General features: G+C 72.2%; 15 protein-coding genes and 2 tRNA genes. 5 read left to right on the forward strand and 12 right to left on the reverse strand.

What is annotated here, in order from left to right; all coding sequences use genetic code 11:
* From LC193_RS06880 to LC193_RS06895, 4 genes are all read right to left on the reverse strand, one after another.
* On the reverse strand, positions 1-1,017 hold the full coding sequence (locus LC193_RS06880; protein ID WP_404819361.1) for an NADP-dependent oxidoreductase: 1,017 nt from the start codon (positions 1,015-1,017) through the stop codon (positions 1-3).
* A 129-nt stretch (positions 1,018-1,146) separates the two neighbouring features.
* On the reverse strand, positions 1,147-2,001 hold the full coding sequence (locus tag LC193_RS06885; protein WP_226072571.1) for an SMP-30/gluconolactonase/LRE family protein: 855 nt from the start codon (positions 1,999-2,001) through the stop codon (positions 1,147-1,149).
* 70 nt (positions 2,002-2,071) lie between these two features.
* Positions 2,072-2,842, reverse strand: a complete 771-nt coding sequence (locus tag LC193_RS06890; protein ID WP_226072573.1) for an IclR family transcriptional regulator — start codon at positions 2,840-2,842, stop codon at positions 2,072-2,074.
* A 125-nt stretch (positions 2,843-2,967) separates the two neighbouring features.
* On the reverse strand, positions 2,968-3,261 hold the full coding sequence (locus tag LC193_RS06895; RefSeq protein ID WP_226072574.1) for a hypothetical protein: 294 nt from the start codon (positions 3,259-3,261) through the stop codon (positions 2,968-2,970).
* 171 nt (positions 3,262-3,432) lie between these two features.
* Between LC193_RS06895 and LC193_RS06900 the strand changes: the two genes are divergently transcribed.
* The 5 genes from LC193_RS06900 to LC193_RS06920 all read left to right on the forward strand — a co-directional run bounded on the left by LC193_RS06900 (position 3,433) and on the right by LC193_RS06920 (position 6,534).
* Positions 3,433-3,505 (forward strand) — tRNA-Asn (locus LC193_RS06900).
* Between the two features lie 200 nt (positions 3,506-3,705).
* A tRNA-Ile gene (locus LC193_RS06905) sits at positions 3,706-3,782 on the forward strand.
* Between the two features lie 346 nt (positions 3,783-4,128).
* A complete protein-coding gene (locus LC193_RS06910; RefSeq protein ID WP_226072576.1) occupies positions 4,129-4,707 on the forward strand; it encodes a TetR/AcrR family transcriptional regulator in 579 nt (192 codons plus the stop codon).
* A 134-nt stretch (positions 4,708-4,841) separates the two neighbouring features.
* Entirely contained in the window at positions 4,842-5,723 is an 882-nt protein-coding gene (locus LC193_RS06915; RefSeq protein ID WP_226072580.1) for an alpha/beta fold hydrolase, read from the forward strand.
* Between the two features lie 253 nt (positions 5,724-5,976).
* A complete protein-coding gene (locus LC193_RS06920; RefSeq protein WP_226072582.1) occupies positions 5,977-6,534 on the forward strand; it encodes an NUDIX hydrolase in 558 nt (185 codons plus the stop codon).
* 128 nt (positions 6,535-6,662) lie between these two features.
* Here LC193_RS06920 and tyrS read toward each other — a convergent pair whose 3' ends face one another.
* From tyrS to LC193_RS06960, 8 genes are all read right to left on the reverse strand, one after another.
* Positions 6,663-7,931, reverse strand: a complete 1,269-nt coding sequence (gene tyrS / locus LC193_RS06925; RefSeq protein WP_226072584.1) for a tyrosine--tRNA ligase — start codon at positions 7,929-7,931, stop codon at positions 6,663-6,665.
* A gap of 104 nt (positions 7,932-8,035) precedes the next feature.
* On the reverse strand, positions 8,036-8,236 hold the full coding sequence (locus LC193_RS06930; RefSeq protein WP_226072586.1) for a hypothetical protein: 201 nt from the start codon (positions 8,234-8,236) through the stop codon (positions 8,036-8,038).
* A gap of 100 nt (positions 8,237-8,336) precedes the next feature.
* Entirely contained in the window at positions 8,337-8,564 is a 228-nt protein-coding gene (locus tag LC193_RS06935; protein ID WP_226072588.1) for a hypothetical protein, read from the reverse strand.
* A gap of 390 nt (positions 8,565-8,954) precedes the next feature.
* Entirely contained in the window at positions 8,955-10,148 is a 1,194-nt protein-coding gene (locus LC193_RS06940) for a helix-turn-helix domain-containing protein (protein ID WP_226072590.1), read from the reverse strand.
* Between the two features lie 229 nt (positions 10,149-10,377).
* Positions 10,378-11,163, reverse strand: coding sequence for an ABC transporter ATP-binding protein (locus tag LC193_RS06945; protein WP_226072591.1), 786 nt, complete (start codon positions 11,161-11,163; stop codon positions 10,378-10,380).
* Positions 11,153-11,896, reverse strand: a complete 744-nt coding sequence (locus LC193_RS06950) for an ABC transporter ATP-binding protein (protein WP_226072592.1) — start codon at positions 11,894-11,896, stop codon at positions 11,153-11,155. Before LC193_RS06950 ends, LC193_RS06945 begins: the two co-directional genes overlap by 11 nt.
* Positions 11,893-13,038 (reverse strand): branched-chain amino acid ABC transporter permease, encoded by a 1,146-nt coding sequence (locus LC193_RS06955; RefSeq protein ID WP_226072593.1) that lies wholly within the window; start codon positions 13,036-13,038, stop codon positions 11,893-11,895. The genes LC193_RS06950 and LC193_RS06955 overlap by 4 nt, the downstream gene beginning before the upstream one ends.
* Complete coding sequence (locus tag LC193_RS06960) at positions 13,022-13,906, reverse strand: branched-chain amino acid ABC transporter permease (RefSeq protein WP_226072594.1); 885 nt, start codon at positions 13,904-13,906, stop codon at positions 13,022-13,024. The genes LC193_RS06955 and LC193_RS06960 overlap by 17 nt, the downstream gene beginning before the upstream one ends.
* Positions 13,907-13,910: the final 4 nt, after the last annotated feature.

Raw genomic sequence — 13,910 nt, forward strand, 5'->3', positions numbered from 1 at the left:
TCAGCCGGTCAGACTCACGATCATCTTCCCGGTGTTGAGGCCGCGCAGCATGCCGAGGAAGGCGTCCACCGTGTTCTCGATGCCCTCGGCCACGGTCTCGCGGTACGTCAGCTCGCCCGACCTGATCCAGGCCGAGACCTCCTCGACGAACCGGGGCTGGAGCTCCTGGTGGTCGCGCACGAGCATGCCCTGGAGGCGCAGCCGCTTGCCCACGGTCAGCATCAGGTTGCGCGGCGCCGCCGGCGGCTCGGTCGCGTTGTACTGCGCGATCATGCCGCAGATCACCGCGCGGCCGTGCACGTTGAACGCGTCGAGCGCGGCCTCCAGGTGGTCGCCGCCGACGTTGTCGAAGTAGACGTCGATCCCGTCGGGCGCCGCGGCGGCCAGCTGCTCGCCCACGGGCCCGGCCCGGTAGTTGAACGCCGCGTCGAAGCCGTACTCCTCCGTCAGCAGCCTGACCTTCTCGTCGGAGCCCGCGCTGCCGATCACCCGGGACGCGCCCATCAGCCGGGCGATCTGCCCCGCCTGGCCGCCCACCGCGCCCGCCGCGCCCGAGACGAACACCACGTCGCCCTCGCGCAGCTCCGCGACCTCGACCAGCCCCGCGTAGGCGGTCAGCCCGGGCATGCCGAGCACACCCAAGTAGGCGGTGAGCGGGGCGAGTTCGGCCGACACGGGCGTCACCCGCGCGGCTTCCGCGGTCGCGTACTCGCGCCAGCCGAACGAGTGCAGCACGTGGTCGCCGGGCGAGAACCCGGCCGCGGCCGACTCCACCACCTCGCCCACCGCGGCGCCGTCCATCGGCTCGTCGAGCGCGAACGGCGCGACGTAGGACTTCACGTCGTTCATGCGGCCCCGCATGTACGGATCGACCGACAGGTGCAGATTGCGGATCAGCACCTCGCCGTCCGCCGGGCGGCGCACGGGTACCTCGCGCAGCGCGAAGTCGTCCGGCACGGGCCACCCGCGGGGCCTCGACACCAGATGCCACTCGCGGCCGGCAGCGGGCACAGTCACAGGAACCTCCAGGGACACGGGGATCACACGGGCATGCCTTCCCCATCATGCCCACGCGCGGGCGTCCCGCACGCCCGCCGTTCCGTACGCGCGGCGCCGTTCGCGAGCCCCGGCCCGCGCTCCCCCCGCCTACCCCGCGAACGCCGGCTGCGCCAGTCCCGCGCCCGCCCCCGGCAGCACGAACACCGAGCCGGCCAGCGGCTCGGCCCCCGGCTCCGTGCCGACGGCCGCCGTCGTGACGTACAGGTCGGTCAGCCCCGGCCCGCCGAACGCGCAGGCCGTGGGGCGCGACACCGGCAGCGCGACGCCCCGGTCCAGCGCGCCCGCGGGCGTGAAGCGGCGCACCGCGCCCCCCTCCCAGAACGCCACCCACAGGCAGCCGTCCGCGTCCACCGCCATGCCGTCGGGGAAGCCGGGCAGGTCCGCGGTGTCCACCACCGTCCTGCGGTCCCGCACGCCGCCGTCCGGCGTCACCGTGAACGCGTCGACCCGCCGCGTCGGGGTGTCGATGTAGTACAGGACGGAACCGTCCGGGCTCCAGCCCAGGCCGTTGCTCACGGTCACGTCCGGCAGCACCGTGGACGCCCCGCCGTCGCCGGTCAGCCGCTCAAGCGTGCCGCCGCCCGGCCGTTCGTCGTACCGCATGGTGCCCGCCCACAGCGACCCGTCGGGCGCCACCGCCGCGTCGTTGCCCCGGCGCCCCGGCACCGGCTCGTGCCGCAGCCAGCGGAACGCGCCCGAGGCGTCGTAGAGGCCGACGCCGTCCCGCAGGTTGACCACCAGACCGCCGCCGGCGCGCGGCTTCGCCGCCCCGACGTGCTGCTCCGTGATCGCCACCGTGCGCCGACCGGTCGCCGGGTCGAAGCGGTGCACCCGGGACCCCAGGATGTCCACCCAGATCAGCTCGTTGCCCGCCGGGTCCCAGGTCGGGCCCTCCCCCAGCTCGGCGCGTGCGCGTATCGCGATCTCAAGCCCGTGTGCCACCGATCTCCCCATGCTCCTCGTGATGCGTGTGGTGCGCGTGGTGTGCCCGCCGGGCCCGCCGCGGGACCCGTCAGCCCGCGTGGTGGCCCAGGCGCTCGGAGAGCTGCGCGGCGCCCCGCACCGCGAGCGCGGCCAGCTCCTCCTGCCGGTCGGCGCTCCAGCGGATCATCGGCACCGAGATGCTCAGGGCCGCGACGACGCGGCCGGCCCGGTCCCTGACCGGCCCGGCCACGCAGCTGACGTCCGGGTTGGACTCCCGCTGCTCCGAGGCGAACCCGCGCTCCCTGACCTCGTCGAGAGCCGCGCGCAGCGCCTCGGGCGAGGTGATCGAGTTCGGTGTCATGCCGGGCAGTTCGCCCCCGGCGGGCAGCCGTTCCGCCAACTCCCGCGGCGGCAGCGAGGCCAGCAGCATCTTGCCGACGGCCGTGCAGTGCGCGGGCAGCCGGCGGCCGGCCGCGGACACCATGCGCACCGCGTGGGTGCTGTCGACCTTCGCGATGTAGATGACGTCGGCCTCTTCGAGGACCGCCACGTGCACGGTCTCCCCGCAGGTCTCGGCCACCGCCCGCGCCACCTGCTGCCCCTCGGCGGCCAGGTCGAGCTGCTCCGCGTACCTGCTGCCGAGCTGGTAGGTCCGCACGCCCAGCCGGTACCTGCCGGGCTGCTCAGGCACCGGCACCAGGTAGGAACGCGCGGCCAGCGTGGTCACCAGCTCGTGCACGGTGGTGCGCGGCAGCTGGAGCCGGCGGGTGATCTCGGGGGCGGACAGCGTGCCGTCCCCATCGAGAAACAGCTCCAATATGTCCAACGCCCGGCTCACCGCCGGCACGCGACGCCCCATGCCCGATGCCTCCACCACTCAACCGTTCGGCATCCCGGCCAACCGCCGGAATGCCGAACATACGCTAACCAGCGGCCCTCCCCCCGGGCAATGGGCAGGGGCCGTTCCGTCCCGCGGCCGGCCCGCTACGCGGCGGCGTCCCGGCCGCCCTCGCGCGCGCCGTCCTGCCCGCCGACCGCGCGCAGCCGCTGCGCCACCGCGTCCGGCAGCCGGTCCCCGGCCCGGTCCGCGACCACCCCGGCCGCCCGCGCCGCGGCCTCACGGCCGGAGAGCGCGGCGGAGTCGACGGCGTTGCGCACGGCCGGGTTGCTCCGCACCCTCTCCGCCGCCTCGCGCAACTGGTCGTACCGCTCGCGCCCGGCCTTCGCACCGAGCACGTATCCCACCGCCATCCCGGCGATGAAGATGAGCTTGCGCATGGGATGCTCCCTCTCCGTCTCCCGTTCACCGATCTTCTCCCGGCGCACCGGGGCCCAGGTAACCGGGATGCCCCGGATACCGATTTCGAAGCACCCCCTCATGTGCGCTAATGTATGGGCCGCGGCAAGGAACCGCCCCCTCATCCGGGGGTGCGGGCCCGAGCGGCGCAGTCCCCTGTAGCTCAATTGGCAGAGCAGCCGGCTGTTAACCGGCAGGTTACTGGTTCGAGTCCAGTCGGGGGAGCACATGCTTCGCATCACTCGAAGGGCCCCGTCCGGGGCCCTTTGTACGTCTCCGTGCATCACTGGCCCCCCGCCGGGAACCGATCACCCCATGCCCGCAGTCCTTGCCTGCGTACGACGCCCCCCGGCCCGGGCGGCAGATCGTATGAGCAGCTATGCTGCGGCAGACGGCGCGCACAGATGTACGCGGCACGCCGTTACGGGGCGGTAGCTCAGCCGGTTAGAGCAACGGACTCATAATCCGTCGGCCGTGGGTTCGAGTCCCACCCGCCCCACCACCGGCTTCCGGTGGCGGAGCGCCCCGCACTTGCCCAGTGAGGCTTCCGGCCCGCCGGGCAAGGTCATTCGTCGACCCTCCGCCGGCCCGAGCCGCCGGAGGGGCCCCGCGTCGAACCCCACTCGACGCGCACACCGCCCTCCCGCTGCGGCACCCGCCGGACAGCCGGGGCGTTACGACCTGGACCGCTCCAGCGTCCGCGTCACCGTCCCGGCTCGCGGGGCCCGCACCCACCGAGTGCCCCGGCTGTCGCTGCCGTCGACGAGGCCGACCAGCGGCTCGGCGCACCGCCGGGCCACCGTTCCCGCTTTCTTGATCGACCGATCCAGATAAGTTACGGTGGAGCCATGGCAAGGACCCGGGAGTTCGACACCGAGGCGGCGGTGAGCCGCGCGATGGAGCTGTTCTGGACGCGCGGCTACGAGGCGACCTCGGTACGCGACCTGACCCAGCACCTGGGGATCGGACAGGGGTCCTTGTATGCGGCGTTCGGCGACAAGGACGGCCTGTACAGGGCCGCGCTGGAGCACTACCGCACCACCCTCGCCGCGGCCGCCCTGCGCAGCCTGGAGGAGGGGGCGGACGTCCGCACGGCGATCCGTGCGCTCCTGACGGAGCGGATCCGCATCGCCGTCGACCGCGGCGGCCAGGGCTGCCTGGCCGTCAACGCCGTCTGCGAGCGGCTGCCCCAGGACGCGGCGACCCGCCGCACCGTGCGCGACATGCAGGACGCGACCCGGGAGGCGTTGACCGAGGTGCTGCGGGCCGCGATGGAGCGGGGCGAGACCGCGACGCGGCACGCCCCGCACACGGTCGCCGCGTTCCTGGTCACCTTCCTCAACGGGCTGCTGGTCTCCTCGAAGATCACGCCGGACGCCTCCGCACTCGAACTCCTCGTGGACGTCGCGCTGACCGCTCTCGACTGAGGGGTCCGCGGCCTCGGCCGGGGGTTTCCCGTACCCCGAATCCGTAACGACCGATCAAGAAAATGGGGCCGCCACCGCCACGGCGGCAGCGTCCCCCCAGCACCGACCCACCCAGGACAGGAAGCGCCCACGTCATGATGGACGACCACACCGCGACACCCCTGCGCACCGGCCGTGCCGCCGTCAACGGAACGAGTCTGCACTACCGGACGGCCGGGTCCGGCCCTGCCGTGGTGCTGCTGCACGGCGTACCCAAGACCGGCTACCACTGGCGCCACCTTGTCCCGAGGCTGACGCCCCATTACACCGTCGTCGTACCGGACCTCCGCGGCCTCGGCGACTCCGCCCGCCCCGCGGACGGCTACGACTCCGCGACGATGAGCGACGACATCGCCGAGCTGATGGCCCACCTCGGACACGAGACGTACGCCGTGGTCGGCGAGGACTGGGGAGCGGTGATCGGTTACCAGCTCGCCGCCCGCCACCGCGACCACGTCAGCGCTCTCGTGTTCGCCGAGGCCCTGTTCCCCGGCTTCGGCTTCGAGGACCACACCGCGCTCACCCCAGAGAACGTCACGAGCGGCCTGCACCTGTGGCATCTGGGCTTCTACTTCCAGCCGGACGTACCCGAGATGCTCATCGCCGGGCACGAACGCGAGCTGATCACCTACATGATCAAGTTCGAGCGCAGCCGCCCCGACACCGCCACCCCCGACGCGATCGACGAATACGTGCGCTGCTACTCCATGCCCGGCGGCATCCGCGCGATGCTCTCGATATACCGGGCGATGCTCGTCGACGCCGAACAGAACCGGCAGGCCGCACGGAAGAAGCTGGACATCCCGGTGCTGGCGCTCGGTGGTTCGGCCTTCATCGGCGACCGCAACGAGTCCCAGATGCGGCTCATGGCCCACGACGTCACCGGGCACGTCTTCGACGCCGGACACGACCTCGCCGAAGAAGTACCCGACGAGATGGCCGACGTCCTCCTGCCGTTCCTGGCCGGGAGCGCGTAGACGGACCAGGTCGCGCTGCCGGCCGTCCGACGCGGACGGGCCGAGTCGGCCCGGTCCTCGGAAGGCCGGCGGCTGCGGCCCCCTGGTGCAGCGGCGAACGGAGTGGGGAGCGAAAACGGCCTCGGGGATTCCCTAAGATCCGCGACAGGGGCCTGAGGTACTGGGGCATCAGCCTCTCGCAGCCGTTGGCAGGGGCCGTCACCGGTACGGCGCGGTCATCCGGTGGCAGGCGGAACGGACGAAGGGGCGCGCGATGTGGAAGAACCTCGGCGAACGGACGGTGTACTCCAACCCGTGGCTGCGGGTGAACCTCGCCGATGTCGAACTCCCCGACGGCCGCCACCTGGACCACTACCTCGTCCGGCTGCGTCCGGTCGCGCTGGCCACGGCCGTCAACGCACGCGGTGAGGTGCTGCTGCTGTGGCGGCACCGGTTCATCACCGACTCCTGGGGGTGGGAGATCGCGGCCGGGGTCGTCGAGGACGGCGAATCACCAGAAGCGGCGGCGGCGCGGGAGATGCTGGAGGAGACGGGCTGGCGGCCCGCGGGCGCGCTGCGGCACCTGCTCACCGTGGAGCCCTCGAACGGACTCAGCGACGCGCGGCACCACGTCTACTGGAGCGAGGGCGCCGAGTACGTGGGGCACCCCGAAGACGACTTCGAATCCTCACGGCGGGAGTGGGTGCCGCTCAAGGACGTTCCCGAGCTGGTGGCCGCGGGGCAGGTGCGCGCGGCGAACACGGCCGCCGCCCTCATGCTGCTGCACGTCATGCACCGCTGGCCACGCCGCCCGCGCCCCCGCCGGTCGTGAACGTTCGGCTGCGCGAAGGCTCGTTCCGCACGGCCTCGCCCCGCCCTGCGGCGACTCGGTGCCGTCGGGGGCGGGGCGGGGGCCGTCTCGTTCGGGCCGCGCGCGGAGCGCTCCGGCGCGGGGCCGGCTCAGGCTCCGGTGACCTCGACGGCCGCCAGGTTCCTCTTGCCCTTGCGCAGCACCAGCCAGCGGCCGTGCAGCAGGTCACCGGCCGTGGCCACCGCGTCCTCGGCGGCCACCTTCACGTTGTTCACGTAGGCGCCGCCCTCCTTCACGGTGCGGCGGGCGGCCGACTTGCTCGCCACCAGGCCGACCTGCGCGAACAGGTCGGTGACCAGGCCGAGTTCGCTCACCTTGGCGTGCGGCAGCTCGGAGACCGCGGCGGCCAGCGTCGCCTCGTCGAGCGCGGCCAGCTCGCCCTGCCCGAACAGCGCCTTCGACGCGGCGATCACGGCGGCGCACTGGTCGGCGCCGTGCACCAGCGTGGTCAGCTCCTCGGCCAGCGCGCGCTGCGCGGTGCGGGCCTGCGGCCGTTCCGCCGTCGCCGCCTCAAGCTCCTCAAGCTCCTCGCGGGACCTGAACGAGAGGATGCGCATGTACCGGGAGATGTCCCGGTCGTCCGTGTTCAGCCAGAACTGGTAGAACGCGTACGGCGTGGTCATCTCCGGGTCGAGCCACAGCGTGCCCGTCTCCGACTTGCCGAACTTGGTGCCGTCCGCCTTCGTCATCAGCGGCGTCGCGAGCGCGTGCGTCTCGGCCTGCGGCTCAAGGCGGTGGATCAGGTCGAGGCCGGCCGTGAGGTTGCCCCACTGGTCGCTGCCGCCGGTCTGGAGCGTGCAGCCGTAGCGCCGGTACAGCTGGAGGAAGTCCATGGCCTGAAGCAGCTGGTAGCTGAACTCCGTGTAGCTGATGCCCTGGTCGGACGCCAGCCGCTGGGCGACGGAGTCCTTGGTGAGCATCTTGTTCACCCGGAAGTGCTTGCCGACGTCCCGGAGGAACTCGATCACGGACAGGCCCGACGTCCAGTCCATGTTGTTGACCATGACCGCCGCGTTCTCGCCCTCGAACGACAGGTACGGCTCGATCTGCGCGCGCAGCCGGGTCACCCACCCGGCGATGGTCTCCGGGTCGTTCAGGGTGCGTTCGGCGGTCGGCCTCGGGTCGCCGATGTGGCCGGTCGCGCCGCCCACGAGCGCCAGCGGCTTGTGCCCGGCCTGCTGGAGCCGGCGGACGGTGAGCAGCTGCACCAGGTGGCCGACGTGCAGGCTGGCCGCGGTGGGGTCGAAGCCGCAATAGAACGTGACGGGGCCGTCCGCGAGAGCCTTGCGCAATGCGTCCTCGTCAGTGGTGTGGGCGATCAGCCCGCGCCACGTGAACTCGTCGACGATGGCCGTCACGGTCCTGTGTCTCCTCGGGTCGCGTGAACAGTGAGTGCCCACTACTCTAGTGCGCTCCGGGAACGGGCGTGTTTGCGCTGGTCAACGAGGGGCTGGGCGCGGGACTAGTCGTGCCCGGAGTGGCAGCGTGGTGACGCGCCGCAGGTGAAGCCGCGCCCCTTGCAGTGCCAGCACCGGTGGGGTGCGGCGACGCCCTGGCCCCGGCCGTCGCCCGAGACGTACAGCGTCTCCCGCACCTCGATCTGCGAGCCGGTGCACGCCTGGCACTGCCGGTGCGGCCCGGCGCACTCGTCCGCGTCAGCCATTCCTGACCCACCCATCCCGTTCCGTCGTGTGTCGCGGGCCGCCGCTCGGGACCGGGCGGACCCTGCCCGTCACGGCGGCCGTACTCGACGTTACCGGGCGTCAGCCGAAGCGCCCGCGCGGGATGCGGGGGTCGTGGCGGCGCGCGGCCCACAGCACCGTCGTGCGTTCCATGACGAACGTCTCCCCGGTGGCGAACACCAGCCGCTTGCGGCCCGAGCCCAGCGCGGTCATGTTCCGCACGACGAACGCCTGGCTGCCGATCATGACCTGGTCCCCGACGTGCACCGAGGCGGCGTCGATCTCGACGGCGACGATCACGCCCTTCACCTGCGGTCCTCCCCAGCCTGCGCGGGCCCGGGACCGGGCCTGGGCTCGGGCTCCGCGAGCGGTTCAGGGAAGGCTCCCCGGCAGACCTCCGCCGGATAGATCAGCACACCGCAGGACGGGCAGTGCTTCCCGTCCCGCCTGAGCTCAAGCTCTCCGAGATGGAGGCACCGGGTCACCGGCCCCACCGCCCGGACGGCACAGTCGCCGGGGCCCCGGGGGGCGTCCGCACGGGCTGGGTCTCGGGGACGGCTCTCGACATGTTCATCTCCTGTCACGGTCTGTTCGCCGACCGTCACAGGCTGCCCGGCTCAATCCCCCTCGGCGTTGCCCCGCAGTCAACGCCATGGCGTTGCCGCTGGGTGTGAAGTCGTTGACGCTCCGTGGCGATTGCTATACGCCGCTCCACTGCGCGAATTGCCGCAGCCGGTCGGAGGGGCGGGAGCGGGCGCGCAGCAGTGTGCCGACGGTGGCGCGCGTGGTCGCGTGGTACCTCGTCTGCTGCGGACTCACCCGCCGGGCCCGTTCCAGGGATTCGAGCGCGGCCTCATGCCTCGCGGTCAGGGCGAGGGAACGTGCGTAGTCGATCCAGAACTGCCCCGCGCGTGCCGGTGAGTAGCCGTCCGGCAGGCGCATCCGGCCGGCCAGTTCGACCGCTGCTCCGTGCCGGTCGTGGTCGCCGGCCGCCGCCACCTCGTGCTGGGCGACGTTGGTGGGGCCGAACGCCAGCGCGTAGTGCGACGTTTCCCCTATTTCGGCGGCGATCCCCCGGGCTTCCGCGAACCATTCCCCTGACTCGTCCGCGCCGGAGAGGAGGGCGGACAACTGCCCTCCCTTCAGCAGCAGGCCGCCCCGCATCGCGCGGGTCGGCACACTTCCGTCGTCCTCCAGATCCCGCAGCCCCTGACGCACCAGGCGCAGACCCCGTTCGAGCGCCGGACCCTCGGCGCTCAGCTGTGCCCGCTTCAGCCGCTCGGCCGCGACCTGGCGGGGGTCGCCGGACTGTGCCGCCGCCATGGCCATGCGCGACAGCGCGAGACGGGCCAGGTCCATGTAGCCGAACTTGTACGCGACGGAGAAGGCCCCGAGGGCGGCCTCGGCCTGGGCCCAGTGCGCCACCTCGCGTGCGCGGCCCGGGGCGGATGCCAGCCACACCGCGTGGGAGATCTCCGCGAGCAGCGCGGGCGCCTCCTCGGCCAGCGTCGCGTAGTCGGAGCCGGCGCGCAGCTCCCGCACGCGGGTGATCGCCTGCTTCAGGTCGGCCGCGGAGCGGGGCGGCGGGTCGCCGTCCTCCGGGGGGATGCCCCAGTCGTCCAGCGCGTTGGCCAGGGGCGCGATCAGCCGGTCCAACTGGTCCTGACGCAACTGCTCGATGTAGGGCTGGCCGTGCAGGACGGTGACGGAGACCGACAGGGCGCGGGCGGCGGCGGCGATGACCTGTTCGCTCGGGGTCCTGGCGCCGCTTTCGATGCGCGACAGCATGGACGGCGAGACGTGGGCGCGAGCCGACAGCTCGCGCAGCGAGAAACCGCGCAGGGCACGAATCTCCTTGATGCGTGCCCCCACGGCGTCAGTGGCCTGCGGCATGCTGACTCCGGGTGTCGACGTGGATACTCGGAACGGTACCCACGGCGCGGCCCGGGGGAACTGCGTTCAGGACCCGCCGCACCGGGCGGGGGTGCCGCGCGGCGCGCGAGGGGCCGGGCCCGCGCCTCGGCCTCGGCCGTCCGTCCCAAGGGGGCGGATGCGGCGGGTCGTTGACACCGGGACCGGCCTGGGGACGGCGCCCTCGGGGGCGCCGTCCCCGGGCCGGTGGTCAGGGGCCGGTCGTCGAGGGTTCCGACGGCCGGCCGCCCAGGTACAGCTCGGACAGCTGCGGGTCGGCCAGGAGTTCGGGCGCGGGTCCCGAGATGTGGACCCGGCCCAGGTCGAGCACGCAGCCGAGATCGGCCGTCTCCAGGGCGCGGCGCGCGTTCTGCTCGACGAGCAGGACCGCCGTGCCCGCGTCCCGCATGCGCACCACCTGTTCGAACACCGTGGCGGTGCTCTTGGGGTCGAGGCCCATCGACGGCTCGTCGAGGAGCACGACCTTGGGGTCGACCATGAGGGAACGGGCGAACTCGACCTGCTTCTGCTGCCCGCCCGACAGCAGACCGGCCAGTTGCTTCCAGCGTTCGCCCACGATCGGGAACAGCTCCTGCACGAACGCGACCCGTTCGGCGATCACGGCCTTGTCCCGCAGGGTGTAGGCGCCGAGGAGCACGTTCTCCGCGACGGTCATCTCCTTGAAGACGCTGTGCCCCTGGAGGACGTGCGCGAGTCCCGAGGCCAGCATCTGCTGCGGGCCCTGGCCCGTGACGTCCTGCCCGTCGACGACGATCCGGCCGGAACGCGGCTTCAGCAGGCCGCTCGCGACCTTGAGGACGGTGGACTTGCCCGCGCCGTTGGGGCCGACGAGGCACACGACGGTGCCGGGGGGCACCTCGATGGTCAGGCCGCGCAGCACCATGGCCGCCCGGCCGTAACCGGCCTGGACGTCGTCGAGGACGAGCAGCGGCGCGGGCGCGCCGCCGGGGGTCGGGGCGGATGCCTCAGATGCCAAGGTATGCCTCCAGGACTCGCGGGTCGGCCCGCACGACCGACGGCGGCCCCTCGGCGATGGGGCGGCCCCGGTCGAAGACGACGACGTGGTCGGACAGGCTCATGACCATGTCCATGTTGTGTTCGACGACGAGGAACGTCCGTCCCTCGGCGTTGAGTTCGCGGATCAGGGTGCCGATGCGGCCGATGAGCGCGGGGTTCACGCCGCCCGCGGGCTCGTCCAGCATGATGGTCTCCGGGTCGCCCATCAGCACGCCGGCGAGTTCGAGGAGCTTCTGCTGCCCGTAGGAGAGGTTGCCGGCCTCGGCGTTCTCCAGGTGGTCGATGCCGACGCGCACCAGCAGTTCCCTGGCCTTCTCGACCTCATCGGGCTGCCTCGCCCCGGCGATCAGGTCGCGCAGCCGGTTGCGGCGCACCCCGACCAGGACGTTGTCCAGCACGGTCATGCGCGGGAAGACGCGGCACAGCTGGAAGCTGCGCCCGATCCCGGCGCGGGCGATCCGGTGCGGGGGCCGGCCGGTGATGTCGCGTTCCCGGTAGGTGACGGTGCCCGAGTCGGGCTTGATCATGCCGGTGACGCAGTTGAAGAACGTGGTCTTGCCCGAGCCGTTGGGGCCGATCAGCGCGTTGATCTTGCCGTGCTGGAACGACACGCTGGCCCGGTCGACGGCGCGGACGCCGCCGAAGGACTTGGTCAGCTCCACGGTTGAGAGGCCGTGCGGGGCCGTGGTCATGGCCTGTCCTCCTTCGACTGCGGCGCGTCGGCGTCGGCCTGCGTGCGCGCGGCGGCGGCCCGGTTGCGTTCGAGCAGTTCCGCCGCGGTCATCTCGCGGATCGATGTGCCCTGCGGGCCGAAGCGCCGGGCGAGGTCGCGGGCGGCGGGGATGATGCCGTCCGGCATGAACAGCACCACGATGCCGAGCAGGACGGCGGCGGCGACGAGGTGCAGCTGGGTATCGCCGAACTCCAGCTTGAAGAACTCAAGCGCGCTGCCGACGATCACGGCGCCGAGCAGCGGTCCGAACAGGTGCCGCACGCCGCCGAGCAGCGCCATCAGCACCATGTAGGAGCCGAGCAGGATGGAGAACTGGAAGATCGGGTCGAGGTCGCCGAACCACAGCGCGTACATGCCGCCCGCGAGCGCGGTGAAGAACGCGGAGACCAGGTACGCGACCAGCTTGTAGTCGCGGGTGGGGACGCCGAGGGCCTGGGCCTTGTCCTCGTCCTCGCGGATCGCCTTCAGCCCGGCGCCGAACCGGGACCTGTCGATCGCCCACCACACGAGCAGCATCACCGCGAGCAGGGCGACGAACAGGAAGTAGAAGGCGCGGTGGTGCTCGGGCCGCGACAGGTCGGGGAAGGGACGCGGCACGACGAGGCCGTTCGAGCCGCCGGTGAGGTCCGCCCACGCCTGGGCGACCAGCAGCAGGATCAGGACGAACGCGATCGAGACGATGACGAACGACGCGCCGCGCACGCGCAGCGCGGCGATGCCCACGGGCACGCACAGGACCACGACGATCAGCCCGGCGACGAACCAGGCCACGAACGGCGGCCAGTCCAAATCGCCCGTCAGCAGCCCTGTGGCGTAGGCGCCGAGCCCGAAGAACGCGGCGTGTCCGAGGGAGATGTAGCCGGTGAAGCCGCCCATGAAGTTCCACGCCGTGGCGGTGCAGGCGTAGGAGGCGACGATGACGCCGGAGAAGAGGATGAACGGGTTGGGGGCGAGCGCGGGGAAGAGCAGGATGAGCGCGGCGGCGACGAGGAACGCGGCGCCGCGGACCACGTTGCCGGTGCTGAGCGGTCCCCGCGGGGGGCCGGCGGCGGCGTCCTGGGCCGGTGCCGGGGCGCGGCGGGTGTCAGAAGCGCTGGGCAAGTCGACCTCCGAAGAATCCCTGCGGGCGCACCATCAGCGTGACGAACAGCGCGATGTAGAACAGGGTCTGCGCCCAGGTGGTGCCGAGTTCGACCTGGAGCAGGCTCTGCCCGATGCCCAGGACCATCGCGGCGATGGCCGTTCCCGGTATGGAACCGAGTCCGCCGACGACGATGATCGCCATGAGCGGGCCGACCCAGTGCCAGTGCAGGGACGGGTAGATGGTGGCGTCGAGCGACAGCGCCGTGCCGCCGACGGCCGCGGTGGCCAGGCCGATGCCGAAGCCGAGTCCCGCGACCCGGTCGGTGCGGACCCCGACCAGCTGGGCCGCCTGCGGGTGCTGGATGGTGGCGCGCAGCGCCTGGCCGAAGCGGCTCTTCTTGAGCAGCACGTACAGCAGGGCGAGGGACACGGCGGCGAGCCCGAAGGCCACCAGCTTGACGACCGCGATCTGGGCGCCGAAGAACTCGATGTCGGAGCCCGAGTAGGAGAGGTTGATGCGGCGCTGGGTGCCGGTGAAGACGAAGCCGAGCATGCCCTCGATGAACAGGGCGATGGCGAACGTCAGCAGCACGGACATCATGGTCAGCGTCGCCGGGCGCAGCCGCGTGATGAGCAGCCGCTGCATGACGACGCCCGCGGCGAAGAACAGCGGGACGGTGACGACCAGCGAGAGCAGCGGGTCGAGGCCCGTCTCCTTGTTGAAGTACCACGCCAGGTAGGCGGCGAGGATCAGGAACGCGGAGTGCGCGATCATCACGACGCGCATCACGCCGAAGTAGAGGGTCAGCCCCGCGGCGAGGAGGGCGTAGAGCCCGCCGAGCAGGACGCCGAGCACGAGGCTCTGGAAGAGGAGGGAACCGGACACGAGG

Source organism: Streptomyces marincola (genome assembly GCF_020410765.1).
In the GTDB taxonomy this organism is placed as follows: domain Bacteria; phylum Actinomycetota; class Actinomycetes; order Streptomycetales; family Streptomycetaceae; genus Streptomyces; species Streptomyces marincola.

Bases quoted from the DNA above. Each gene is read 5' to 3' on its own strand.
- LC193_RS06890 (WP_226072573.1), bottom strand. From the start codon at position 2,842: ATGGGGCGTCGCGTGCCGGCGGTGAGCCGGGCGTTGGACATATTGGAG.
- LC193_RS06895 (WP_226072574.1), bottom strand. From the start codon at position 3,261: ATGCGCAAGCTCATCTTCATCGCCGGGATGGCGGTGGGATACGTGCTC.
- LC193_RS06910 (WP_226072576.1), top strand. From the start codon at position 4,129: ATGGCAAGGACCCGGGAGTTCGACACCGAGGCGGCGGTGAGCCGCGCG.
- LC193_RS06915 (WP_226072580.1), top strand. From the start codon at position 4,842: ATGATGGACGACCACACCGCGACACCCCTGCGCACCGGCCGTGCCGCC.
- LC193_RS06920 (WP_226072582.1), top strand. From the start codon at position 5,977: ATGTGGAAGAACCTCGGCGAACGGACGGTGTACTCCAACCCGTGGCTG.
- LC193_RS06930 (WP_226072586.1), bottom strand. From the start codon at position 8,236: ATGGCTGACGCGGACGAGTGCGCCGGGCCGCACCGGCAGTGCCAGGCG.
- LC193_RS06940 (WP_226072590.1), bottom strand. From the start codon at position 10,148: ATGCCGCAGGCCACTGACGCCGTGGGGGCACGCATCAAGGAGATTCGT.
- LC193_RS06950 (WP_226072592.1), bottom strand. From the start codon at position 11,896: ATGACCACGGCCCCGCACGGCCTCTCAACCGTGGAGCTGACCAAGTCC.